The 24,010-nt window shown below is 38.7% G+C and carries 22 protein-coding genes; 13 read left to right on the top strand and 9 right to left on the bottom strand.

Annotation, left to right across the window (positions count from 1 at the left end; translation table 11 throughout):
• Nucleotides 1–31 precede the first annotated feature (31 nt).
• A complete protein-coding gene (locus tag H4O18_RS08125) occupies nt 32–820 on the top strand; it encodes a hypothetical protein (protein WP_187583298.1) in 789 nt (262 codons plus the stop codon).
• A 127-nt stretch (nt 821–947) separates the two neighbouring features.
• Here the strand turns inward: H4O18_RS08125 and rpiA are convergent, their stop codons facing one another.
• The 6 genes from rpiA to H4O18_RS08095 all read right to left on the bottom strand — a co-directional run bounded on the left by rpiA (nt 948) and on the right by H4O18_RS08095 (nt 7,100).
• A complete protein-coding gene (gene rpiA, locus H4O18_RS08120; RefSeq protein WP_187583296.1) occupies nt 948–1,622 on the bottom strand; it encodes a ribose-5-phosphate isomerase RpiA in 675 nt (224 codons plus the stop codon).
• A gap of 42 nt (nt 1,623–1,664) precedes the next feature.
• Nucleotides 1,665–2,276 (bottom strand): FMN-binding negative transcriptional regulator, encoded by a 612-nt coding sequence (locus H4O18_RS08115; RefSeq protein ID WP_187583294.1) that lies wholly within the window; start codon nt 2,274–2,276, stop codon nt 1,665–1,667.
• Nucleotides 2,277–2,284: 8 nt separating this feature from the next.
• On the bottom strand, nt 2,285–3,127 hold the full coding sequence (locus H4O18_RS08110) for an endonuclease/exonuclease/phosphatase family protein (protein WP_187583292.1): 843 nt from the start codon (nt 3,125–3,127) through the stop codon (nt 2,285–2,287).
• Nucleotides 3,128–3,257: 130 nt separating this feature from the next.
• A complete protein-coding gene (locus tag H4O18_RS08105) occupies nt 3,258–4,532 on the bottom strand; it encodes a DEAD/DEAH box helicase (RefSeq protein WP_187583290.1) in 1,275 nt (424 codons plus the stop codon).
• A gap of 69 nt (nt 4,533–4,601) precedes the next feature.
• On the bottom strand, nt 4,602–6,158 hold the full coding sequence (locus H4O18_RS08100; RefSeq protein ID WP_187583288.1) for an NAD(P)/FAD-dependent oxidoreductase: 1,557 nt from the start codon (nt 6,156–6,158) through the stop codon (nt 4,602–4,604).
• A gap of 75 nt (nt 6,159–6,233) precedes the next feature.
• Complete coding sequence (locus H4O18_RS08095; RefSeq protein ID WP_187583286.1) at nt 6,234–7,100, bottom strand: helix-turn-helix domain-containing protein; 867 nt, start codon at nt 7,098–7,100, stop codon at nt 6,234–6,236.
• Between the two features lie 194 nt (nt 7,101–7,294).
• On the opposite strand from H4O18_RS08095, the gene H4O18_RS08090 reads away from it, so the two are divergent.
• The 9 genes from H4O18_RS08090 to H4O18_RS08050 all read left to right on the top strand — a co-directional run bounded on the left by H4O18_RS08090 (nt 7,295) and on the right by H4O18_RS08050 (nt 17,698).
• Entirely contained in the window at nt 7,295–10,801 is a 3,507-nt protein-coding gene (locus tag H4O18_RS08090) for a PVC-type heme-binding CxxCH protein (protein WP_222942372.1), read from the top strand.
• Nucleotides 10,802–10,885: 84 nt separating this feature from the next.
• Nucleotides 10,886–11,743: a sugar phosphate isomerase/epimerase family protein gene (locus tag H4O18_RS08085; protein ID WP_187583285.1), complete on the top strand. Its 858-nt coding sequence runs from the start codon at nt 10,886–10,888 to the stop codon at nt 11,741–11,743.
• A gap of 12 nt (nt 11,744–11,755) precedes the next feature.
• Complete coding sequence (locus H4O18_RS08080) at nt 11,756–12,889, top strand: Gfo/Idh/MocA family protein (RefSeq protein WP_187583283.1); 1,134 nt, start codon at nt 11,756–11,758, stop codon at nt 12,887–12,889.
• A gap of 1,327 nt (nt 12,890–14,216) precedes the next feature.
• Nucleotides 14,217–14,483, top strand: coding sequence for a hypothetical protein (locus H4O18_RS08075; RefSeq protein ID WP_187583281.1), 267 nt, complete (start codon nt 14,217–14,219; stop codon nt 14,481–14,483).
• A 40-nt stretch (nt 14,484–14,523) separates the two neighbouring features.
• Nucleotides 14,524–15,861, top strand: coding sequence for a 2TM domain-containing protein (locus tag H4O18_RS08070; RefSeq protein WP_187583279.1), 1,338 nt, complete (start codon nt 14,524–14,526; stop codon nt 15,859–15,861).
• Nucleotides 15,862–15,950: 89 nt separating this feature from the next.
• Complete coding sequence (locus tag H4O18_RS08065; RefSeq protein WP_187583277.1) at nt 15,951–16,253, top strand: 2TM domain-containing protein; 303 nt, start codon at nt 15,951–15,953, stop codon at nt 16,251–16,253.
• On the top strand, nt 16,253–16,582 hold the full coding sequence (locus H4O18_RS08060; RefSeq protein WP_246474125.1) for a 2TM domain-containing protein: 330 nt from the start codon (nt 16,253–16,255) through the stop codon (nt 16,580–16,582). The genes H4O18_RS08065 and H4O18_RS08060 overlap by 1 nt, the downstream gene beginning before the upstream one ends.
• The gene (locus H4O18_RS22580; RefSeq protein WP_187583273.1) at nt 16,582–16,905 is read left to right on the top strand and encodes a 2TM domain-containing protein; all 324 of its coding nucleotides are present in this window, start codon (nt 16,582–16,584) and stop codon (nt 16,903–16,905) included. The genes H4O18_RS08060 and H4O18_RS22580 overlap by 1 nt, the downstream gene beginning before the upstream one ends.
• Nucleotides 16,906–16,942: 37 nt before the next feature.
• Nucleotides 16,943–17,698 carry a LytR/AlgR family response regulator transcription factor gene (locus H4O18_RS08050; protein ID WP_187583271.1) on the top strand — a complete coding sequence of 252 codons (756 nt, stop codon included), beginning with the start codon at nt 16,943–16,945 and terminating at the stop codon, nt 17,696–17,698.
• Between the two features lie 92 nt (nt 17,699–17,790).
• Here the strand turns inward: H4O18_RS08050 and H4O18_RS08045 are convergent, their stop codons facing one another.
• Nucleotides 17,791–18,978 carry an LETM1-related biofilm-associated protein gene (locus H4O18_RS08045; RefSeq protein ID WP_187583269.1) on the bottom strand — a complete coding sequence of 396 codons (1,188 nt, stop codon included), beginning with the start codon at nt 18,976–18,978 and terminating at the stop codon, nt 17,791–17,793.
• A 176-nt stretch (nt 18,979–19,154) separates the two neighbouring features.
• Here H4O18_RS08045 and H4O18_RS08040 point away from each other — a divergent pair, with 176 nt between their 5' ends.
• From H4O18_RS08040 to H4O18_RS08030, 3 genes are all read left to right on the top strand, one after another.
• A complete protein-coding gene (locus tag H4O18_RS08040; protein WP_187583267.1) occupies nt 19,155–19,835 on the top strand; it encodes a DUF4331 family protein in 681 nt (226 codons plus the stop codon).
• Nucleotides 19,836–19,860: 25 nt separating this feature from the next.
• Nucleotides 19,861–20,628 (top strand): DUF4331 family protein, encoded by a 768-nt coding sequence (locus H4O18_RS08035; RefSeq protein WP_246474120.1) that lies wholly within the window; start codon nt 19,861–19,863, stop codon nt 20,626–20,628.
• A gap of 92 nt (nt 20,629–20,720) precedes the next feature.
• Nucleotides 20,721–21,998, top strand: coding sequence for a tetratricopeptide repeat protein (locus H4O18_RS08030; protein ID WP_187583265.1), 1,278 nt, complete (start codon nt 20,721–20,723; stop codon nt 21,996–21,998).
• 116 nt (nt 21,999–22,114) lie between these two features.
• Here the strand turns inward: H4O18_RS08030 and H4O18_RS08025 are convergent, their stop codons facing one another.
• Nucleotides 22,115–22,396 (bottom strand): hypothetical protein, encoded by a 282-nt coding sequence (locus H4O18_RS08025; RefSeq protein WP_187583263.1) that lies wholly within the window; start codon nt 22,394–22,396, stop codon nt 22,115–22,117.
• Nucleotides 22,397–22,478: 82 nt separating this feature from the next.
• Nucleotides 22,479–23,888: an NADP-dependent phosphogluconate dehydrogenase gene (gndA, locus tag H4O18_RS08020; RefSeq protein ID WP_187583261.1), complete on the bottom strand. Its 1,410-nt coding sequence runs from the start codon at nt 23,886–23,888 to the stop codon at nt 22,479–22,481.
• Nucleotides 23,889–24,010 lie beyond the last annotated feature (122 nt).

The raw sequence follows: 24,010 nt of genomic DNA, 5'->3' as shown, positions 1-24,010 counted from the left end.
AGAGTAGCATTAACCAATAACACCTATAATTATGAAAAAAATTTTGATTCTATTCGCATTGTTGTTAATGGGCAATTTGGCTATTGCTCAAGAAAAATTGTATTTGGTATTTGAATTTATGGAAGTGGACAATGAACAGGAAATGGAGTATAGCGCCACGGAAGAGTTTTGGGAAAAAATTCAGGTACAACGTGTAAAAGCAGGTGATATTATCGGCTGGGACCTATGGGCGCTGAGCCCAGGGGGCGAACAGCAGGGATTTCAGTATTTGACCGTTTCGTTATATAACGACCCGGTAAAGATGATGGACGGTAGCAGTTGGGCACATTTGATGGAGAGGGCGAAGGCAGCGTATCCGAAAATGTCGGAAACCGATCTTGACAAAAAATTAAACCATTCCTCGACAACCCGAGATTTGGCGGTAAGAATATTTGCAGAAGAAATTGCCACTACCAAAGGAGAGTTCAATATGTCTTTGGGTACGGTAGCCCAGATAGATTTAATGAAGGTAGACTTAATGAATTACGATTCATATGAAAAGGCAGAGATGGAAATCTTTCAGCCCATCCACCAAAAAGTTGTAGATGCTGGTGGAAAAGGCAACTGGGGTTTAATACGCTTTATTAGTCCAATAGGCAGTGATACCTACGCTTCCCATATGACCGTAAGTATGTTCAAGGACTATAAGCAGGCCCTTAACCAAAATATTAATTGGAGTGAGGGCGCCACACCAGCTTCTACCAAAGCTATGCAGGAAGGTATAGGGTTAAGGGACATGAAATATGTATATATGGCCCAATTGATCAGAAAAGCGCGTTGAGCAATTTTCTTTTTATTTCATTTTAAAACAGAAGAACCTGTAACGTAATTTTACAGGTTCTTCTGTATATGGTGACCAAGTAAGTCCAGTTGCCTGGCCACCGTTACACTAAATAGCCTAAACCTTCTTATTTTTTAATAGTAATGGCGGTTTCACCTTTCCCTACAATAATAATATCGGCCATATCCAAGAATAGCCCTGTTTCTACAATACCTGGAATTTGCTTTAGGTTGCTTTCCAACGCGGGAATATTGGTAATATCCGCAATGTTAAGGTCTAGAATAAAATTACCTTCATCTGTAATAAAGTTTTTACCATCCTTTATTCTTAATTTAGGTTGAAGCCCCATTTTGTTGAGCAACTTCTCTATTTTCTGGGTAGCGAATGGAATGGTTTCCACTGGCAGTTTAAAATCGCCCAACCTTTTTACTTCTTTTTGAGAATCAGCAATTATGATGACCAAATCGGAGTTATAGGTCAATATTTTCTCCCTTAAAAGGGCGCCTCCGCCTCCTTTTATAAGTTGCATATAGGAGTCAAATTCATCGGCACCATCAATATAAACATCAATTGAACTGGCATTTTCCAAAGTGATAAGCGGTATTCCCTTTTCAGTTGCTAATTTTTTTGTGGTTTCCGAGGAGGGCACTCCAACTATTTTTAGTCCGTTTAAAACTAGTTTCCCCAATTCATTAACCATATGGGCCGCAGTAGAACCTGTTCCCAATCCCACCGTCATGCCACTTTTAATATATTTCACTGCTTCCTTGGCAGCTATTTGTTTTTCTTGATCTAGGCTCATGTATCAATATTTTTGAATGCGAATAATAAATACTTTCAGGCTTTATTTTTTTAAATGCTTCATGCAACTGGCAATTGCCAAGGAACCAGGCTTATTGGTTTTCTGTAGTTCTTCCAATATTTTTGGATGGTCCTGTTGCCTAGTTTGCGACAATTTATAGGTAGCTTGAATATCAGTAATACTAATTTGGAATCCTACAATACCTTTAATTTGTTTCATGGTATTCTTGGATAGATTATTTATGGAAATGGGATCGGTAGATTCTTTTTCGTATTTATCCACTAATTTATGAAGGGAGGCGAGGACGGCAGCTTCCTCCAATATTTGTATTTTTCCGTACACATGAACAGCAATATAGTTCCAGGTAGGTACTTCCTCCTCCTTATACCAGGATGAGGAGACATAACTATGTGGACCATTAAAGATGGTCAGAACTTCTTCGGCGGCTTCAAAGGTTTTCCATTGAGGATTTGCTTTTGAGATATGCCCTACCAAAATGTCCTTTCCTTCCCCGTCCAAATCCAACTCCAAGGGAATATGTGAGGCCCAAGGCTTCCCATTGGTTTGGTTCACCAATATTCCAAAACTGTTTTGTTTTATGAATTCCTTTACTTCTGTTAGGTCTTCATTTTTATAATGCGATGGGGTGTACATATAATCAACTAATTGGCTATGGTCATTAGAATTGGCAAATGGTCCGAAATATGCTTGTTATTGGGCATTCTGTCATCAATATGGGTATAGGACAAGACGTCAACATTTTTTACAAAAAAATAGTCTATTCTATTTTCCATAATTCTATCCTGATCAAAACCATTAAAGGTGCCAATAGGGCCATAGAATGGTTTTTGTGATATTTCCATGGCATCTGTCAGGTTCTTTTTCAAATATTGAATAGGCTCGGAGTCAGGGGTTAAATTTAAATCTCCCATGAGGATTACAGGCAGCTTGGAGGTGTTAATTTCATTTATTTTTTTGTAAATGAGTTGTGCGGAGTTGACCCTTGCCTGCATTCCCCGATGATCAAAATGGGTGTTGAATACCCAAAACTGTTTTTTGGTCTTTACATTTTGAAATAGGGCATAGGTGCAGATTCTTTCTAAGGAGGCATCCCATCCTACCGATACTTTTTCGGGTGTTTCGGATAGCCAGAAGGTATTCGTTTTTAGTACTTTAAATTTTTTGGAATTATAGAAAATTGCCGAGTATTCCCCTTTTTCCTGGCCATCATCCCGACCTATACCCACATAGGAATAATCGGTCAGGGCAGTGTTTAAATAGTCCACCTGATGGTGCAATCCCTCCTGAATACCTACAATATCGGCATCATAATGCTGAATTAATTTCGCCAATGACGCTTTACGGTCGTTCCAATTGTTGATCGTATCCCCAGTATTGTCATATTTAATGTTATAACTGATGATGTTCGTAGTTTGGGACAATGAGGGTAGTGGAATAGCAAAAAGGACCAAACCAATTACTAGTGTAGTAAATAAATTTTTCATTTGATATTTATTCTTTTAAAAAATAGGTTGTTTTAAAAGAATAAATATCTTGAATTTTTTAAATACCTGCTAATTATCGGGGATTTATATCATTGACCAATTAGGCCCAAAGCGGATTAGTTTTTAAATGCTAATCCCTTTTTGGTCTGTTATTTCGGTTCCTATTGGGGTTGTTATTTCTACCACCCCTGGAATTGGAATGACCAGTCCTTGGTTTTTGCCTGTTATTGTGATGTTTTTTTTCTACCAAAGGCACCTCCTCAGATCCGTCATCCACAAAAGGATGGTCCTTTATTACGGGAACCTGTTGGTTTATAAGTTTTTGTATATCCTTTAGATAAGGTCTTTCTTCTGCATCGCAGAATGATAGTGCAATACCACTGGCACTGGCCCTACCTGTTCTACCTATACGATGTACATAAGTTTCCGGAACATTGGGCAGGTCGTAATTGATGACCAAGGAAAGTTCCTCAACATCTATTCCCCTAGCAGCAATGTCCGTTGCAATAAGCACCTTTAATTCACCATCTTTAAAATCGCCCAATGCTTTTTGTCTAGCATTTTGTGACTTATTTCCATGAATGGCATCGGCCTTAATATCGGCCTTGGCCAATTGTTTTACTATTTTATTGGCGCCATGCTTGGTACGTGAAAAAACAAGGGCCGAATCATTGGGCTCTTTTTCCAAAAGATGGATCAATAAGCTTGGTTTATTTTTTTTGGTGACAAAATAAACACCTTGTTCTACTTTTTCGGCTGTGGCCTGTTGTGGTTTAATGGTAACACGGTCAAAATCGCCCAAGATTTTTTTGGATAGTTCCACTATAGCCGGTGGCATGGTGGCGGAGAAGAATAGCGATTGTCTATTTGAAGGTAATTTGGCAATTATCTTTTTTATATCGTGGATAAAGCCCATGTCCAACATTTGGTCGGCCTCATCCAATACGGCATACTTAATATCCCTTAAGGAAATAAACCCTTGGTTCATTAAATCCAATAACCTTCCTGGAGTGGCTATAACCACATCCACTCCCTTTCTCAAAGCATCTGTTTGCCTTCCTTGCTTAATGCCTCCGAAAATTACAGTGTTTCTTATTCCTGTAAATCGAGAGTACGAGGTAAAACTCTCCCCGATCTGAATGGCCAGTTCCCTCGTAGGGGTAACCACCAAAGTTCTAATTTTTCGTTGTTGTTGATTGGCTTCCCTGTCCATAACCATTTGTTGAATGATGGGGATGGAAAATGCCGCCGTTTTACCGGTTCCTGTTTGCGCGCAACCCAATAGGTCCTTGCCCTTAAGTAATATGGGAATGGACTGTTCTTGTATTGGAGTTGGATTTGTATAGCCTTCTGCCGTTAGGGCTTTTAGGATAGGCTCTATAATACCTAAGTCTTTGAATGTCATGTAGTATGTAAAATAAGTGGCAAAGGTAGGGGATTAGTTTGGATAAACCGTTTAAATCAATAAATAGACCTATAGTCCAGCGGCCGCAGCCTCGGCACAGCGTTCACCATCCATGGCAGCTGATACTATTCCGCCAGCGTAACCGCCACCCTCACCACAGGGAAATAATCCCTTGATTTCAGGATGTTCCAAATTTTCATTTCTAGGAATGTTTACGGGCGAAGAGGTTCTGGATTCTACTCCCACAATATTGGCCTCTGCAGTGTAGTAGCCCCTCATTTTTTCTCCAAAGGCCGTAAAACCTGAACGCAGCCTGCTACCGATCAATTTAGGTAAAAGCGAATGTAAAGGTGCTGATTTTAGGCCAGGTTGATATGAAGTCGGATTTAGATCGTTGGATAGTTTTCCTTCCACAAAATCAGTTAATCGTTGTGCAGGTGCTGTTTGGTTTCTTCCTCCAGAGGTAAAAGCCAATCGCTCCAAATCTTTCTGGTATTCCAAACCTTTCAATGCCCCAAAGTGTTCATATTTATGGATGTCAACATCCACATTTATCTCAACTACAATTCCCGAATTGGCAAATAAGTTGTTGCGCTTGGAGGGCGACATACCATTGACGACCACTTCTCCTGGAGCGGTTGCCGCTGGAACTATAAACCCTCCCGGGCACATGCAAAACGAATATACCCCTCTATCCTTAACCTGTTCTACCAGACTATAGGAAGCAGCCGGAAGCAATTCGTTGCGCTCCCCTGAACAATGGTATTGAATGCTATCTATAATATGTTGCGGATGTTCTACACGGACACCCATAGCGAATGATTTGGCTTGTATGGCAATTTTTTTGTTGTTCAACAAATAGTATATATCCCTTGCCGAATGCCCAGTAGCCAAAATAACTCTGTCCGTGGGCATTTCGCTGCCATCTTGCAAAATGATCCCTTTGATGTTGTTATTGTGAATCTTAAAATCGACTACCTTGGTTTGAAAGTGTATCTCCCCTCCATGTCTAATTATGGTCTCCCTAATATTCTGTACCAATTTGGGTAATTTGTTGGTGCCTATATGTGGGTGGGCATCTATTAGGATTTGTTCTGTTGCACCGTGAAAAACCAAATTTTCGAAGATTCTTCGGACATCCCCTCTTTTAAGGCTTCGGGTGTACAGTTTGCCGTCGGAATAGGTGCCTGCTCCGCCTTCGCCAAAGCAGTAATTGGAGTCTTCATTTACGATATGGTCCCTGTTAATGGCCTTTAGGTCGCGCCTACGGTCCTTCACATTCTTTCCTCTTTCCAAGACAATGGGTCTATACCCCAGTTCTATGCAGCGCAAAGCGGCGTACATGCCTGCAGGTCCAAAACCTATAATGTGTATTTTTTTGGCTTTGGAAACATCTTTGTATTCAAAGCTGTACTCATTATTTTTTGGTGCAGGTTGGTTGATATAAACCGAAACCTTATAATTAAAATATATGGTAGATTTCCGGGCATCGATAGATTTCCGAAGCACTTTTATCGTTGAAATTTCCTGAATGGGGGTTTTTAAATATTTTGCAGCTTTCTTTTTTAGGATATCTTCTACGGATTCTTCCAAAAGGGTGGTCCTGAGCTGAATGTTTCTTACCATAGCGCAAAATTACTTTAATTAAAGTAATTATTTATTCAAAAAATTATAGGGCAGGCTTTAGGGGCCCATGTTTGGTTAAACTTTGTATTCTTTTTTATAGGACATCGGCGTTCTTTTGGTAATCGCCTTGAACTGTTTGTTGAAATTGGATAAGGTTTGGAATCCGCTCTCATAGCATGCCTGACCAATATTCATTTTTTCTTCGATCAAAAGTTTACAGGCATAGCCAATCCTAATCTCACTTAAAAATTCCGAAAAGGTCTTATTGGCATGGATTTTAAAATACCTGCTGAACGAGGTAGGCGTCATATTAGCCAAGGAAGCCACGGTGTCCAACTCTATTTTACCTCTGAAATTCTTCATTACGTAGGCGTGTACATTATTCATTCTTTCCGTATCGCCTTCTTTTAAGGAGTTGGTATAGCCGGGACTGGCCAATAAGGTAGTTTCCGTTGTGTTGGAAAGGCAGTTTAATATTTTGAATAATTCCAAAACGCTGTCCATGCCTTCAAGATGTAAAAGATTGCTTAGCATAGCGCGAATGGAGCTGGCTGTTTTGCCGGTAATATCCAACCCTCGCAGGCTCTTTTGAAACAATTGCCTAAGTTTGATCATTTCTTCCTTTTGCAAAAGACTATTGCCTATAAAATCCTCGTGAAAGTATACCACAATTCCCTCTGACCATAAATTCTGCTCTACAGTCATGCCTTCATTGTCACTGCGCCACATATGCGGTAAATTGGGACCGGTAAAAGTGATGTCCCCCTCTTTAAAATGTTTTACATGATCGCCAATAAAACGCGTGCCACTGCCTTTCAAGACCATAAATAGTTGATATTCCGGGTGAAAATGCCAAATAGGATCAAAGTTGGGTTGTCGCAATATTTTGGCTACAAAGGCGTGCGAGTTTGGAATAGGCGATTTCTGTAAGGCTGATTTCACTTAGTTATAAGGATTGAATTGTTTAAAAAAGAACAACAAGTTTATAGTATGAAGTCAGTATTTTGTAGTTTTTTATCTGTAAATATAGGTATAAATCCAATCCTATGATATAATATAGTCAACTTCGGATAACATATAGTATTCTTTGTACCGGTTTAATGGTTATCATTGTTGAACACAAATAAAATTTTATCATGAAAACCATAATGGCACGTTTATTCTGTTGGCTAATAGTCATTCTAACCCTAGCAGCTTGTAATTCTTCGCAGAAGAAAAAGAAGGACGATCAACCCAGACGTGTAGAAATGTTGTTCCTAGGCCATGCCATAGAGCACCATAATTCTAGGGTCTACATGCCTATATTGGCTTCAGCCCTTACGCAAAGTGGTATTAATATTACCTATACAGAGAAGGTAGAAGATCTAAATCCGGAAAATTTGGATCTTTATGACGGGGTAATTATATATGCCAATCATGAAAGTAGGTTTCCAGAACAGGAGAAGGCATTGTTGGATTATGTTGCCGAAGGTCATGCATTTATCCCTATTCATTGTGCGAGCTTCTGTTTTCACGAGTCTGAAGAATATGTGGATTTAGTAGGAGCGCAATTTAAATCGCACGGCACTGATACCTTTACAGCCAAAATTATTGATAAGTCACACCCTATTATGCAGGCCGTAGAAGAATTCTCGACCTGGGATGAAACCTATGTTCATGATAAGTTGGCAGATGATATTACGGTGTTGAAGGAGAGGGTGGAAGGTGACCATCATGAACCATGGACTTGGGTAAAGCAATTTGGCAAGGGGAAGGTATTCTATACAGCTTACGGACATGATGAAAGAACTTGGAGCAAACCCGGATTTCAAAATCTTATTAAAGAAGGTATTCTCTGGGCGGTAAGTGATCAAGTTAAAAAGAACTGGGAGGAATTCTCCAAGAACATACCAAGTCTGAGTTATAAAGAAATGGCCAATATTCCCAATTATGAGAAAAGAGATCCTGCCCCCAAATACCAATTGCCTTTGTCACCGGAGGAATCGGCTAAATTAATCCAGGTCCCAGCTGGGTTTAAGCTGGAGCTATTTGCTTCCGAGCCAAATATTATTAACCCGATAGCAATGAACTGGGATGAGAAAGGTAGACTTTGGGTTATAGAGACCGTTGACTATCCCAATACAGTGCGGGACGACAAAGGCTCTGGAGATGACAGAATAAAAATTTGCGAAGACACGGACGGGGATGGAAAAGCCGATAAGTTTACAGTCTTCGCCGATAAATTAAATATACCTACCAGTTTTACCTTTGTGAATGGGGGAATTTTGGTTTCCCAAGCGCCATATTTCTTGTTTTTGAAGGATACTGATTTTGATGATAAAGCGGATATAAAGGAAATAGTTATAAATGGCTGGGGTGTTTTTGATACCCACGCCGGACCATCAAACCTTCAACGTGGAATTGATAATAATATCTACGGGGTAGTTGGATATTCAGGTTTTAAAGGGACTATTTCCGGTGATAATTTCGAATTTGGTCAAGGAATATATCGTTTCAATAGGGACTTTGGGAATTTTGAATTTCTGACCAATACGAGTAACAATACTTGGGGATTGGGGATTACCGAGGATAATTCCATTTTTGCATCCACCGCTAACAATACGCATAGTGTTTTTATGGGGATACCCAATAAGAGCCTAAAAGATGTTGCAGGGATTTCACTTAAGGGAAGTACAAAAATAGATGGCCATTACGCCATGTTACCAATTACACAAAACATAAGACAGGTTGATGTTTTCGGGGGCTTTACAGCGGCCGCAGGACACCATTTTTATACTGCACGAAGCTTTCCAAAACAATATTGGAATTCTTATGCCTTCGTTTGCGAACCAACGGGAGGGGTAGTTCATATTGCCAAAATTGAAAAGGATGGAGCCGGATATATAGAAAAGGATGGGGGCAATTTAATGGCCAGCTCGGATGAATGGGTTTCCCCAGTGGAGGCCAAAGTTGGTCCAGACGGTGCAGTTTGGGTATTGGACTGGTATAATTTTATTATTCAACACAATCCTACTCCTAACACAGATAGAGGAGGATATGATGCCGTCAACGGACTGGGGAATGCTTACGAAAACCCGCTACGCGATAAGTCTAAGGGGCGTATTTGGCGCATTTTGCCCAAAGATGCCGAGGACAAAAAATCCATTACCTTGGATAAGGGCGATTCAAAAGGTTTGGTAAAAGCCCTAACCAATGATAATATGTTTTGGCGAATGACCGCCCAACGTTTATTGGTTGAAAACGGAAATACTGAGGTCGCGCCAGATCTTATCAAATTGGTCGGGAATACCCAAGTGGACGCATTGGGACTTAATCCTGGAGCATTGCATGGTTTATGGACTTTGGATGGACTTGGTGTTGTTTCTTCCAATGCCGAGGCAATGGAAGTAGTCAAGACCGCCTTAAAGCATCCATCAGTAGCGGTTAGAAAAGCCGCCATTCAGATCTTGCCGAAAAACGAAACTGTAGATGCGTTGCTGTTAAAATCCAACATATTGAAAGACAAAGACCCTGAGGTACAATTGGCCGCCCTTTTATATTTTTCCGAAAGGGAGGCTAATGCTGAAATTGGGAGACAATTGTTTGAGTTGAGTCAGGAGGAACAAGTTGTGGCCGATGATTGGTTGGCAAAGGCACTTTACGTGGCCGGTAGCAAACATCATCAAGGGTTTATCACTTCATTTATGGCTTCCAACCCTAATTTTAAAATTGGATCATCAGATAAAAATCAAAGAAACATAATGGGGTTTGACGATTCCAAGTGGGAAACAATGCTCCTTCCACAGCTAATTGAGGATGCTGGATTGCAGATGGATGGTATAATTTGGTTTCGTAAAAATATTGATGTTCCTTCCAATGTTGCTGCCAAGTCGGGCACTATTGCTTTAGGTCCTATAGACGATTCCGATAAGGTTTATATTAATGGTACGCTGGTTGGCGGAACAGAGAAGGATTATCAGGCCAATAGGGTATATCAGATCCCATCAGGGGTCTTAAAAGCCGGTAGCAATTCCATTGCCGTCCGGGTCGAGGATACTGGTGGCGGAGGTGGAATTTGGGGCAAAAAGGAGCAAATGTTTTTAAAGACTGGCCAATATAATGTCTCGTTGGCAGGGGATTGGAAATATGAAGTTGAATTGGATTTTTCCAAATCTGCCAAGAACCTCTTTGACGATAAGTCGCCAGCGGAGCTCTTGGTAGAAACCTATATCAATAAGGTGGAATTGGATGCGGATAATAGTTTGGATAGTGGTTCCAATGCCATTTTTATTAATATCAAGACTATTAAAAACGAAATGAAATACGACATAACCGAATTTGTTGTGGAAGCAGGAAAGGCTGTTGAGCTCGTTTTTGAGAATACGGATTTTATGCAGCACAACCTTGTTATTACCAAATCCGGTGAAAAGGAAAAAGTGGGCATAGCCGCGGATAAATTGGCTATGGGCGCCAATGGTGCGGAGAAAAATTATGTCCCTGACATGCCCGAAGTGCTTTTTGCCACTGCCATTATAAACCCTGAAGAAAAGGTTGTGTTAAAATTCATAGCTCCCCAAGAACCAGGAGATTATCCCTTTATCTGCACTTTTCCAGGTCATTGGCGAATTATGCAAGGTGTTATGAAGGTAGTCAAGGCAAAATAAACGATGTAATTACCAATATTTTTATAGTATATATAATTGTAAAGTAAGTTATTAGTGTAGCTTATTTAAAGTAAAAATTCTAGAATGATAAATGATATAAAATACGGTGTAAGCACCTGGCTTTGGGAATCACCGTTTAATTCACAATCCATTGCCCTGTTCCCGAAAATTAAAAAAATGGGGTATGATTTGGTGGAAATTCCAGTAGAAGAGCCGGATTTGATCAATGGGGAAGTCATAAAAAAGGCGTTGAAAGACAATGGGCTGCAAGCGGTGGTTTGCGGTGCCTTTGGGCCAACAAAGGATCTGACCCATAAGGATACCGCAGTACATCAAAATTGCTTCAATTATATTGAAAAATGTTTTCAACTATGTAATCTGTGGGAGGTAGAGTTTTTGGCCGGCCCCATGTATGCCGCGGTAGGCAAGGCTCGTATGCTTCCTGAAGAAGAACGGAAACGGGAATGGGGCCTTGCTGTGAGCAATGTTACCAAAGTTTGTGAAATGGCGCAGGATCATGGGGTGTCAATAGCTTTGGAACCGCTTAATCGTTTTGAATCCGATATGGTCAATACCGCTGAAGACGTTATGCGTTTTATCGCAGATGTAAACCATAATAGAGCCAAGGTGTTATTGGATGGATTTCATATGACCATTGAGGAAGGGAATATTGCAGAAGCTATAAAAACGGTAGGAGACAAATTGATACACGTACAGGTTTCGGAGAACCACAGGGGAATTCCAGGTACAGGATTAACACCTTGGACCGATTTTGCAGAAGGCTTAAAGGCTATTGATTATAAGGGGTCAATTGTGATAGAAAGCTTTACCCCGGAAATTAAGGAATTGGCTGGAGCCGTGTGTATTTGGAAAAATTTGGCCAAGAGCCAGGACGAATTCGCCTCCAAAGGACTCGATTTTTTAAAAAGGACATTTAATTAAAATTAAGATAAGATGAGCATTAAGAAAGTAAATATCGCTATCGTAGGTTTGGGATTTGGAGCAGAATTTATTCCCATCTACCAAAAGCATCCAAACGCCAATCTTGTGGCTATTTCGCAACGGAACGAAGAGAAGCTAAACGAGTTGGCAGATGCCTTCAATATTGAAAAAAGATATACTTCCTATGATGAATTGTTACAGGACCCGGAAATAGATGCCGTGCATATAAATACGCCCATTCCCGACCATGGAATTCAATCCATAAAGGCCTTAAAAGCCGGTAAGCATGTTGCTTGTACCGTACCCATGGCAACTACTGTGGAAGAATGTGAGGAAATTGTGCGCTTAACCGAAGAAACAGGGCTCACTTATATGATGATGGAAACCGTGGTATATGCCAGGGAATTTTTGTACATGAAGGAGTTGTATGAAAATGGTGAATTGGGAAAAGTACAGTTTTTAAAAGCCAGTCACCAACAAGATATGGATGGTTGGCCCAATTACTGGCCTGGTCTGCCTCCAATGCATTATGCAACCCATTGTGTAGGGCCAGTTCTGGCCCTTACAAGAGGGGAGGCTGAGTACGTTTCCTGTTTTGGGTCCGGAACTATTCGCGAAGAGCTAATACCGCATTACGACTCACCATTTGCAGTGGAAACCACTCATATTAAATTTCGGAATTCAGATTTAAGCGCCCAGGTGTATAGGTCTCTTTTTGATGTAGCCAGACAATATCGCGAAAGCTTTGAGGTATATGGGTCAAAGAAATCGGTGGAATGGCCATTGATCGAGGGGAAACCGTTGGTGGTGCACACGGCCAAGAAACCGGAACCGGAAATTCCAGAGGAAATGGAAAGTCCGGATTTTGCAAAATTATTGCCTAAAGAAATACAACATTTCACTACCAAAGGGGTGTACGACTCGGATGAGCGCCAACACCTTTCCTTTACACAGGGTGCTGGTCATGGAGGGTCGCATCCCCATCTGGTACATGAATTTGTAAATGCCCTTGTTCAGAACAAAGCACCTTACCCCAATGCCAAGCAGTCGGCCAATATAACTTGTGTCGGGATTCTGGCTCATGAGTCAGCACTTAAAGGCGGTGAGATAATTAGGTTGCCTGACTTTACATTTTTAGCTAAATAGCTTGTTTTAAAATTTTTATAAATCCGTATTTAAAGTGATATTTTAAGGCTGATAGCGAGTGGTGCAGAAATTTATTATTGGGGAAATTAACGGTTCAAGTTATTTTTTTTACCAAAAAAGCACCTTCCGTATTAAAATATTCGCTAAATTTAACATTCATAAGTAAGACTTAAAAAATGGTTTTTTGCTAAAGATGCTATTTTTTAACTTTTAAAAGAGGACGTAGGGGTGCGTCCTCTTTTTTATTGTCCTAAACTGATTAATATTCGGTGGCTACCTCATTAAACACACTATTGTGTGACTTTTCGGTTTCTTATGGGTCATTTTTGTTTTTGATAAAGCACGGGAGTCAAACTATTAAGTCGGATATTTGTTATTCATAAGTAAGACAGGTAATAGATTTGATTAAATCTATTTAATTCATAAAAGAGGACGTAGGGGTGCGTCCTCTTTTCTTTTGCTGTGTTCTCATGAAATCCGCGAGGTAGCTTCCATTATCCATACTACTCTATAGCCTTCAGATTCTTATGGGGTATTTTTGTTTCTGATAAAGCACGGGAGTCAAACTATTAAGTCCGATATTTGTTCTTCATAAGAAAGACAGGTAATAGATTTGATTAAATCTATTTAATTCATAAAAGAGGACGTAGGGGTGCGTCCTCTTTTCTTTTGCTGTATTCTCATGAAATCCGGGAGATTACTTCCATTATCCACACTACTCTATAGCCTGCAGATTCTTATGGGGTATTTTTGTTTCTGATAAAGCACTGGACTACTGCTATTAAGTTAGATATTTGTTGTTCATAAGTAAGACAGGTAATAGATTTGATTAAATCTATTCAATTCATAAAAGAGGACGTAGGGGTGCGTCCTCTTTTTTATTTTAAAAATAGCCCAACTTCTTTATTATAAAAATTCCAAGACCTGTGTTAGGTTGAAATTTCATGTTAGAGTCTGCTTTTTCCATTGTTGTTTAATACCTGTTAGGTACTATTTTAGGAAAACAACAATTCTGGGATTATGTCCTAATCCGCCTAGTGGATATATCCATATTTACGGTTTGAGTTAAATTTTTTTCAAAAAAGAGCGTTTCGTAGGAGAATAAATGTTAAATTTAACATTCATAAGTAAGACTGAAAAAATAAGTTTTTAAAAAGAAACTATTTTTACATTTTAAAAGAGGACGTAGGGGTGCGTCCTCTTTTCTATTTATAATAGTTCCTTCCCTCAGCCCATCACCGGAAATTAACAACTGGGTAAGTTCAATTTCACTAAGATTCTGGATTAATCCACATTTGCATAGTTGGAAATAAAACAAAACCTTGTTATGCAAAAAATCATATTGGTCATTATAGCTGCAATTGTTAATCAGATAGCTTCTGGACAAGATCAAAGTAAATCACAAGATAACGGCATATTGGTTCCTGTAAATCAATGTTGTAACGAAGAAAAGGTAATTCTAGAGCCGATTAAGGGAGCATCTTGGATCTGTACCAAGGATTTCGATTCCAATACATTAGGTAAAGCATTGTCGTGGAATCTTTTTGTTAACTTTAATCCAAGATACTTCCGTATTTCCGATAGTGGAAAATAATGTCGGAGATTAATTATGAACGCCCGGTAAATTATTATCAATGATGCGATTTATTAAACATTTAGGCAATGCAGTGTTTATTGGGACATTGATCTATTTCATATTTCTTGCCGTTTTCTTTTTTATGGGGAAATTTGATGCGGGTTTCACCTACCAGCGGGCTTTAGAGGAATATTATGGCAATATGATCTTTGCGGTAATTCTGTATATGGTAAACGCCTATTGGATTCAATTCCTTATAGCTAAATATAAAAATCAGTTTTACAGAGGAAAGCTACTTTTAATGGGTATATCCGGGAATATATTGCTCTCCTTGGCAGGAATATTTGTTTCCCGTTTAATTCTGAGGGTGGGTCTCGAAAAAATGCCGATTTCTGATTTTCTGAATGCCGAGAAACTCGAATATTACAAGGTTTCGCTGTTTCTTGCCATTTTAATTTCATTGATATTCTATTTGGCGTGGTATTTTAAGTATCGCCAAGAAAACAAGGTAAAGGAGCAGAAAATAATTGCAGGTACTGCTTCCGCTAAGTTTGATGCCCTTAAGAATCAATTGGATCCCCATTTTCTTTTTAACAGTCTAAACGTGCTTACGAGTTTAATTGAAGAAGACCCGGAACAGGCACAGAAATTCACAACCTCCCTTTCAAAGGTATATCGTTATGTATTGGAACAAAAGAATAAGGATTTAGTAACAGTGGACGAGGAACTTGCTTTTGCCAAAACTTATGTTCGACTATTAAAAATGAGGTTTGAGGACAGTATAGTTTTTGATATTCCAGAGCAAGGTAGCGGGGCAGAAACAAAAATTGTACCCCTGTCCCTTCAACTTTTGTTGGAAAATGCAGTAAAGCACAACGTGGTTACTTCAGCCAAGCCTCTGCATATTCGGGTATATGAAGATAGTGGAATGCTTTGCGTGTCCAACAATTTGCAGGAAAAGCAGGTTGTGAAAAAAAGTAGTGGGGTTGGACTACGGAATATACAGGAACGCTACCATATACTTTCCGATAGGGAAGTTCAGATTCAAAAAACGAATTCAGATTTTACGGTTAAACTCCCGATACTAAGTCAAAAAACAGGGATTGTGGAAACACAGAAAACATTTTTGGAGGATAAGCGCTATCAAAAAGCTAAAGAGAAAGTGGAGGCTATAAAGGGGTTCTATGGGAATCTTATTTCGTATTGTGTTGTACTGCCTATCCTGGCCGTTGTTAACTATAATACCACCAGTTTTCCATGGGTACTTTTCCCTGCAGTGGGCTGGGGATTTGGTGTTGCCGTTCACGGCATGGAGGTTTTTGGCTACAATCCATTGTTAGGCAAAGGTTGGGAGGAAAAAGAAATTCAAAAATATATGGATGATGAAAATTTTTAGGCCACAATCCATCGCTTAAATTCAACAGTTCATAAATTTTCTTTTGAAAAAGTGGAGATGTGTACCGAATTTTGAAATAAATATAAATCATGGAAAATTTAGATAAGGAAAACAAATATTACAGGGCGAAGGAAAGAGTGGAAGCTATTAAGAAATTCTATTTGAATCTAGCGTCATACTTTATTTTTATAATGTTCCTAGCAGCTATAAATTACTTCACCAACAAATGGCAGTACGCATGGTTTTTGTGGGCGGCTTTTGGTTGGGGAATAGGATTGGTGTTTCAGGGCGTTAAAGTCTTCGGCTTAAATCCTTTCTTCGGGAAGAATTGGGAGGAAAAGAAAATAAAGGAGTTTATGCAGGAGGATGAGCCACAAAACAGATGGAAATAATGGACTACGACAAAAAGAAAAAAATGCTACGCGCCAAAAAACATGTAGGGGAATTAAGGGGATTTTATATTCATTTGACCGTTTATCTTGCGGTAAATTTAATGATTACTACGGTTAAAATTATTGGAAGTATGAGTTATGGAGAGTCCTTTTTGGAGGCGTTATGGGACTTTGGAGCCTTTGCTGTATGGTTATTTTGGGGTATTGGCCTGGTGTTTCACGGTTTAAAAGTCTTTTCCTATAACCCGTTTTTCAATAAGGATTGGGAGGAGAGGCAGATTCGTAAGTACATGGAGAAAGAAAAAAAGGACTCTGAAAGATATAGATAATGGAAAGGCATATATACGATTCTGAAAATTATATTCGAGCAAAGAGACGGGTGGAGAATCTCAAAAATTTTTATGCACACATTGGAGTGTACGTTGTTATAAACGTTCTGCTCTTTTCTTTTAAGTTAAATATTATGGACTTTTTTATAGATCATGGAGTAAGGGACCAAGGCTTTTTAAATTGGATGGAATGGAATATTATTTTTATTCCGATTATATGGGGGATCATTTTGTTGGTAATTGGAATTTATTACTTCAAATTGAAACCCGAGTTTTACAGAAATTGGGAAGAAAGGCAAATTCGAAAATACATGGAGGAATAGGCAATTCGTAAATTAACCGAACAATTAACCAACACAGATGAACGCAATCATAATTGAAGATGAAAAACCTGCCGCAAGAAGATTGGGGCGATTATTGGCTAATTTGAAGGTGGAAGTTTCTGTTATGCTTTATTCTGTAGAGGAGGCTATTGTATGGTTTCGGGAAAATGAACATCCAGAACTTATTTTTTTGGATATTCAGCTTTCGGACGGATTGTCGTTTGAGATTTTTGAGGCAATTGATATTCAAAGTTCAGTGATTTTTACGACTGCTTATGATGAATATGCATTGCAGGCATTTAAGTTAAATAGTATTGATTATTTGTTAAAACCAATCGATGATGAGGAATTGGAATTTGCTGTTAAAAAGTACCTTTCTTTTCGACCTGAAAAGCAGAAATTGTCGCTTGATTTCGAAGACATAAAAAAGTTATTGGTCAACCCTTTGGAACGGGAATATAAAAAGAGGTTTACAGTGAGTGTAGGGCAGCATTTGAAAATTATAAATGCGGAAGAGATAGAATGTTTTTACAGTGAGAACAAAGGCACCTATGCTGCCACAATCGATGGTAGGAATTATCTATTGGACCTTACCTTGGAAAACTTGGAATCTGAACTTCACCCTAAATTATTTTTCCGGGTGAGTAGAAAATTCTATATTAACATAAGTCATATAAAAGATATAGTTTCCTATACCAATTCTAGGTTGGAAATTAAACTAAACTGCTATAATGGTCAAGAAATCATAGTAAGTCGTGAAAGAGTAAAAGACTTTAAGTTATGGTTGGAGTAAAAGTAGTTAATTAATTGATTTTAATTGGATTAACCTTTAAAATAATCTACTATAGGTTTTTCTTATAGTAGTGTTTTTACGTCATTTTAAGGCTATTCATCAACTCTGTTGTCGTCGAAGGAGGAAGGTAGTAATTTAGGAATTAATTTAATGAATATGGGTAATAAAACTGCTCCCCCAGGAAGTATAAATATCGCCAATGAGGGAATGCTTTTAAAAATATCCACTAGTTGATTTTGTACTTTTTTCTTCTCCTCAGGGCTAAGATCCTTAATGGTGGATTTGGATAATAGGGTGACTAATTCCTTACTTTCGGATAGTTCTTTTTGCAACCGTTTGCTGTTCCTTAGTATCAATTTATTTACAATTTTGGACATACTATCGTAAAATTGTACGGCCAAATTATGGTCTTTTAAATGGGGAATTTTATGCACATTCAAATTAAAAAATCGCGTAACATCCTGCAGTGAATTTGCAATTTCATTTTTGTCGAAACCTAGGTCTTTTCCTATGCCAAAAATGAATTCGGATTCGGTATAATCCAACGACTGATCTTCCCAAACCGTGAGGCAGGCAACATCAAGAAAATACCTGTTTTCGGAAGTGGAATATTTGCTGACCAAATCATTCCTATAGGAGCCATCAAAATTTTGTTTCTCACTCTCAATAAAGGTTAGTGAGGAGGCAAAAAGCTGCGCCAACTTCTCGTCATTTTTGTTTTTCTCTTTCGAGTTTAAGGTGTGATATGTGATATTTATAGTGACATGCTCCAGGCGTTGTGCATACTCTTTTATTGAAGTTTCACCTTCCAGATACCTTTTAAAACTTAGAACATCTATAAACAACAAGGAATTGGTAATGATGTTATTGAATGTCTTGCTAATTACATTGTCCTCTAAGTAGATTCTTGAGTTTAAAAGGTTTTCAAGCTTAGAAGAAGTTTTCTTTCCAGTAAGAAATTTGTTCAAAAATGAAATTCTGTTAATCCCCAGATCTTTATAGAACTTAAAGATATGGCCTAAGAAAGCTTCGAAATTGGGTTCGTTGTTTTTGAGCTTATAAGTGAAATAAAGTGCTGTTATTAAATTGATCTTAGCTTTTTCGTCCTCGGACAAGGGAACCTCTTTAATAATAAATGGGGGTATATCCAGATTAATCCCATAGACAAATCCGGTACTCTTGAGTAGGGCATATAATTCTTCAAAGGAGTTAAAATAGTCGTTGTTGTCCTTTACCAGATACCCAAACTTATCTATCCAACCAGTGGCAGAAGGATTCATAGATCCAAATTTTAGTGGGTAAAATTAAATTAAAATATGGGACTTCATTCTTATTGCAACCGTTTTTTTGGTAAATGGCATTTTCAACCATTAACATATTATTAACATTTAAAACCAAACCCTGATATTTTAAGTTCCGTAGGTAAGGGTGATTTTAATCTAAAAATATCAAAATTATGAAAAAGACAAAATTATTATTAGGGCTTGGCTTCCTTGCAGCGGCAGGAATTATTTTGATTGCAGCGGATCATATAGACGCTCCTTCCTCTATGGGAACTACGGCGGATATTGCTGACTTTTACGGATTTGAACCTTCAGAAGGATCTGACAACACAGTTTTTGTAGTGGATCTTCAAACCAATGTAGTGCCAGACTTGGCCTATGGAAGCTTTGATGAAACAGTTTTAACAGAAATCAACATTGATACTGATGGCGATTTGGTGGAGGATTTGGTTATACAGGCCATACCAAGAGAGGGTAGAATGTATTTCTTTGGGCCGGTAGCACCTTCAAAAACGGGATTGGATAGCGAGGTTTTGGTTGACTCTCCATTGGGGAGTGTTGAAATTTCTGGAACCACGGCTATAAAGTCAACAACAGCGAATGGCGTTACTTTATTTGCAGGACCTAGACAGGACTCCTTTTTCTTCGATTTCTTCCAATTCAATGCGGTTATTGGTGGAATGGCACCAGGTGGGTTTAAAACATCCGAGGAGGCTGTGGATACCTTTGAAGGTAAAAATAACATGTCTATCGTGGTAGAGATGCCAAACTCCTTATTGGGTACCCCTACGGGCCAGAATGCATTGGGGTTGGCGGTATATAAGACTTGGGTTACAACAAACAAAAAACAATAACATTTAACTACTTAAAAGTATAATTATGAAACTAAATACAATTAAATATGCGCTACTGCCAATTTTAGGATTGGCGATATTGACTGCTTGTAATAACGATGATGACATGATGGATCCAATAGCAATGGCTACTTGTGATGACGGAATTATGAATGGAAGTGAAACTGGTGTTGATTGTGGTGGTTCTTGCGAACCTTGTATGACGGCCTTGGATTTTTCCGGAAGCTATACACAAGTGGATCATATGGGAAGACCTGGTATAAATACGGTTTTAGGATATGATATGGAAGGTCAGCCTAGTGTTAAGGATGCGCAAAATAGAACTATCCCTTCGGAAATGGGAACAACTTTCCAGGCTGGATACGAAGCTAGATTGGAACAATACTATGACGTGTATGCCAATTTGTTGGGTATTGATCCAGCCGACCTGAATTATGAAAATAATATTTTGGGATTGGATGCAGCCACCTTGACCGGTTATTTGGCATCTGATGTATTGGAGATATCCCCAAGCTTGCCCACTACTTATTTTAATCCAGGTACCGATTTCGATAATGACGGAAGAATACTGGTACCGGATGGGGATGAAATAGCACTCACTGGTAGAACATTGACTGATGACGTAATAGATGTTTCTTTGATACTACTATTTGGAGGAGCAGAGGGAGATCGTTTTGACGGTTCGGATAAAGATATGGATGGTAACCCTGATACCCCAAGATTGACTTCGGATGGAGTTGCATTAACAGCAACAGTGTCCGCAAATTTTCCTTACGCGGGAAATCCAGAGTAGACATTTATCTATGATTAGGAGGATAGGGGGGGATGGTAATAGTTCTCCCTTATTTTAAAATCATGACTTAAATAACACTAAAATCTTTAACAATGAGATATTTACTTTTTATGATAGCTTTGCTTGTATTGGATTCCTGCACACAGGAATCTTCCAAGCAAATTACAGATGCGGAAGACTATAATGTTTTCCTAGGTTCTGAGGAATCTAATAAAACATCTAAATATTTTGAGCTTTGGAATTCCAAGATTCAACCAGATAGCATGCAGCTAATGAGTTTTGGTATTGTTGCTGGTGAGTACAACAGGTATTTTCAAGAAACGGGAGATATAAAGCAACTTAAATTGGCTGAAAAGGCACTTGTTAAGGCTGTTGAAATTGCAGCTATTGGTAAATCAGGGTATTATAGAACTTTGGCCCGTAACTATATTTCCCAACACAGATTTAAGGAAGCTTTGGAATTGGCTGATTCCTCCAGGGCTATGGGCAGCGGGGTTGAGGAATCCCAAAAATTACTTTTTGATATTCACATGGAACTCGGAAGTTACGAAAAGGCCAAGCATTATTTGGATAGTATCAAAAATATGTCCGATTTTGATTATTTAATACGGTTGGCCAAATGGAATGATCATAGAGGGGATTTGGAAACTGCCATACGTTTTATGGAAAAAGCCAAAGACAAGGCAGAATCTTCCAAGAATTCTTCTTTGATGTTGTGGTCCTTTACCAATTTGGCGGATTATTATGGTCATGCCGGAAGAATTCAGGATTCTTATGATTATTATTTAAAATCACTGAGATTGGATCCGCAAAATGCTTATGCCAAGAAAGGAATTGCATGGATAGTATTTTCACATGAAAAAAATCCAAAGGAAGCATTGCGAATATTAAATTCGGTAACCAAAAATTATCTGTCACCTGATTATTACCTATTGAAGGCCGAGATAGCGGAGTATATGGGCAATAAGGCAGAGATGACAAATAATTTGGATAGTTATGCTATGGCAGTGGTAAACCCGGACTATGGAGTTATGTACAATGTTTACAATGTTGGTATGTATTTGGAGCTTACGGAGCAGTATAATAGAGCATTGAAGATAGCGGAAGTTGAAGTAAATAATAGACCAACCCCCGGATCCTATGATCTGTTAGCATATAGTTATTTTAAACTAGGGGAAAAGGATAAGGCCTTGGAGATTGTTAAACAACATATTGAAGGTAAAACCTTTGAGCCGCGAATACTTTATAGAACAGCAGAGATTTACAAGGCAAAAGGAGAATATTCAAAGGTGAAGGAATTAAAGAATGAATTATTGGGGGCAACCTATGAACTTGGACCTTCCATGGAAAATAAAATTATAAATCTATAGTATACTTTGGAATAGGCTGAACTGGCCACATTTAAAACAAGGGGTTGGATACAGGTAATGTGTTAAGTTGTTTATTAGGTGGGAACACCATGGCAAATATTGTTCTGGTGTTCTTTTTATTTGATGAGTAGGATTAGCAACCCCAACAGGGCGGCAACAAGAAAAATAAAAATATAAGTTTCCCTTGTACGATCTTTTAAGGCCTTATTTTTAATTCTTTCCTTGATTTTCTTTAATTCAATTTCGGAGATTTTCTTAAACGTAAGTTTTGTTGGGGAAGGCTCGGAATCCGAATAAATATTATCACGATTATTTTCCTTAAACCGGGCCCGATTGGACGGTTTTAGAGAGCGATTCTGATTCACTCTATTGTTCATGTCCTGAATGCTTCCGCTCATCTTAAATTTTTTGGGCTACTTTTAATTTACATTAAAAATAGCCCAAAAAAACTAGTGTGCAAAACCTAAATAAAACTGGCGATTATTTTTCCCACTCCGTATGAAATATTCCCTCCATATCGGTCCTCTCGTAGGTATGCGATCCAAAGTGATCACGCTGTGCTTGAATAAGGTTCAAGGGTAATCTGCCAGAGGTATAGGCGTCAAAATAAGTCAGTGAATTGGAAAGCCCTGGCAACGGGATACCATTTTTGGCACCATAAGCCACAAGGTTTCTTGTCGCTGCAACCGTAGACTGTACTTTGGGAACAAATTGTGGGGATAATAGGAGGTTGGGTAATTGTTTGTTATTGGTAAATGCCGTGGAAATATCTTCCAACAATCCGGCACGGATAATACAACCTGCTCTCCATATTTTTGCGATTACCGAAAGGTCTAGGTCATAGCCGTATTCTTCCGAGGCATCTGCCAATTGGTGAAGTCCCTGTGCATAGGTTGTGATAAAGGAAAAGTATAATGCTTCTTCTGCCCATTTTGCCATTTCCGTTTTGTCCATTATTGCTGGTTCTGGCCTGTTGTATAGCTTATCTGCTAAAACTCTTTCTTCCTTTAAGGCAGAAATTTCCCTCATACTTACTGCTATATCTATACTGGGAATAGGAATGCCTAGGTCCATAGCGTTTTGGGAAGTCCATTTACCGGTGCCCTTTTGTTTGGCCTTGTCCAATATTTTGTCCACCAATCTGCCATCACCCTTGTCATCTTCCTGTTTGAAAATCTCAGCGGATATTTCTATTAAAAAGGATTGTAGTCGGCCTTTATTCCAGGAGTCAAAAATGGCATGCAGTTCATCATTATTGTATTTTCCTGCTTTTTTTAGAAGATCATAAATTTCGGAGGTAAGTTGCATTAGGCCATACTCAATTCCGTTATGTACCATTTTTACATAGTTACCGGCAGATTTAGGTCCCAAATATGCAACACAGGGTTCTCCTTTAAATTTAGCGGAAACAGCTTCAAAAATAGGCTGAACTTCCTTGTAGGCTTCTTTGTTACCACCTGGCATTATACTGGGGCCGCGTCTAGCGCCTTTTGCTCCCCCGGAGACACCGGAACCAAAAAAGTGGATACCCTCGGTCTGTAAATAGGTTTCCCTACGATCGGTATCGGTAAAAAAGGAATTTCCTCCATCTATTATTAGGTCGTTCTTGTCCAAATGTGGCAATAAACTCTCTATTACGGAATCCACTATTTTACCAGCAGGTACCAAAAGCATAATCTTTCTGGGCTGTGCCAGGGATTTTACAAAATATTGGATATCCGTGGAGGCGTTTACTCTTTTGGTATCTTGTCCTTCTTCAATTAATGCATTTACTTTTTCATCATCAAGATCGTATCCCATGGCCGAGAAGTTGTTGTCCGCAACGTTCAATATAAAGTTACGTCCCATTACACCGAGGCCAATCAATCCAAAATCGTATGTGTTTTCCATGTTTTTTTCTTAAAGTTATTTAACAAAATAAAGGGGCTTTTGTTAAGTGTCCTTGTTTATAAATGAATAAGCTAAATTAGTTTTATCTTCGCACGATAATTCAAAAATCAAAAATAATCAAT

It is taken from the genome of Arenibacter arenosicollis, from assembly GCF_014397245.1.
GTDB classification, from domain to species: domain Bacteria; phylum Bacteroidota; class Bacteroidia; order Flavobacteriales; family Flavobacteriaceae; genus Arenibacter; species Arenibacter arenosicollis.
Note: the sequence above shows the minus strand (reverse complement) of the source record. Positions and strands in the feature narration are given on the sequence as shown.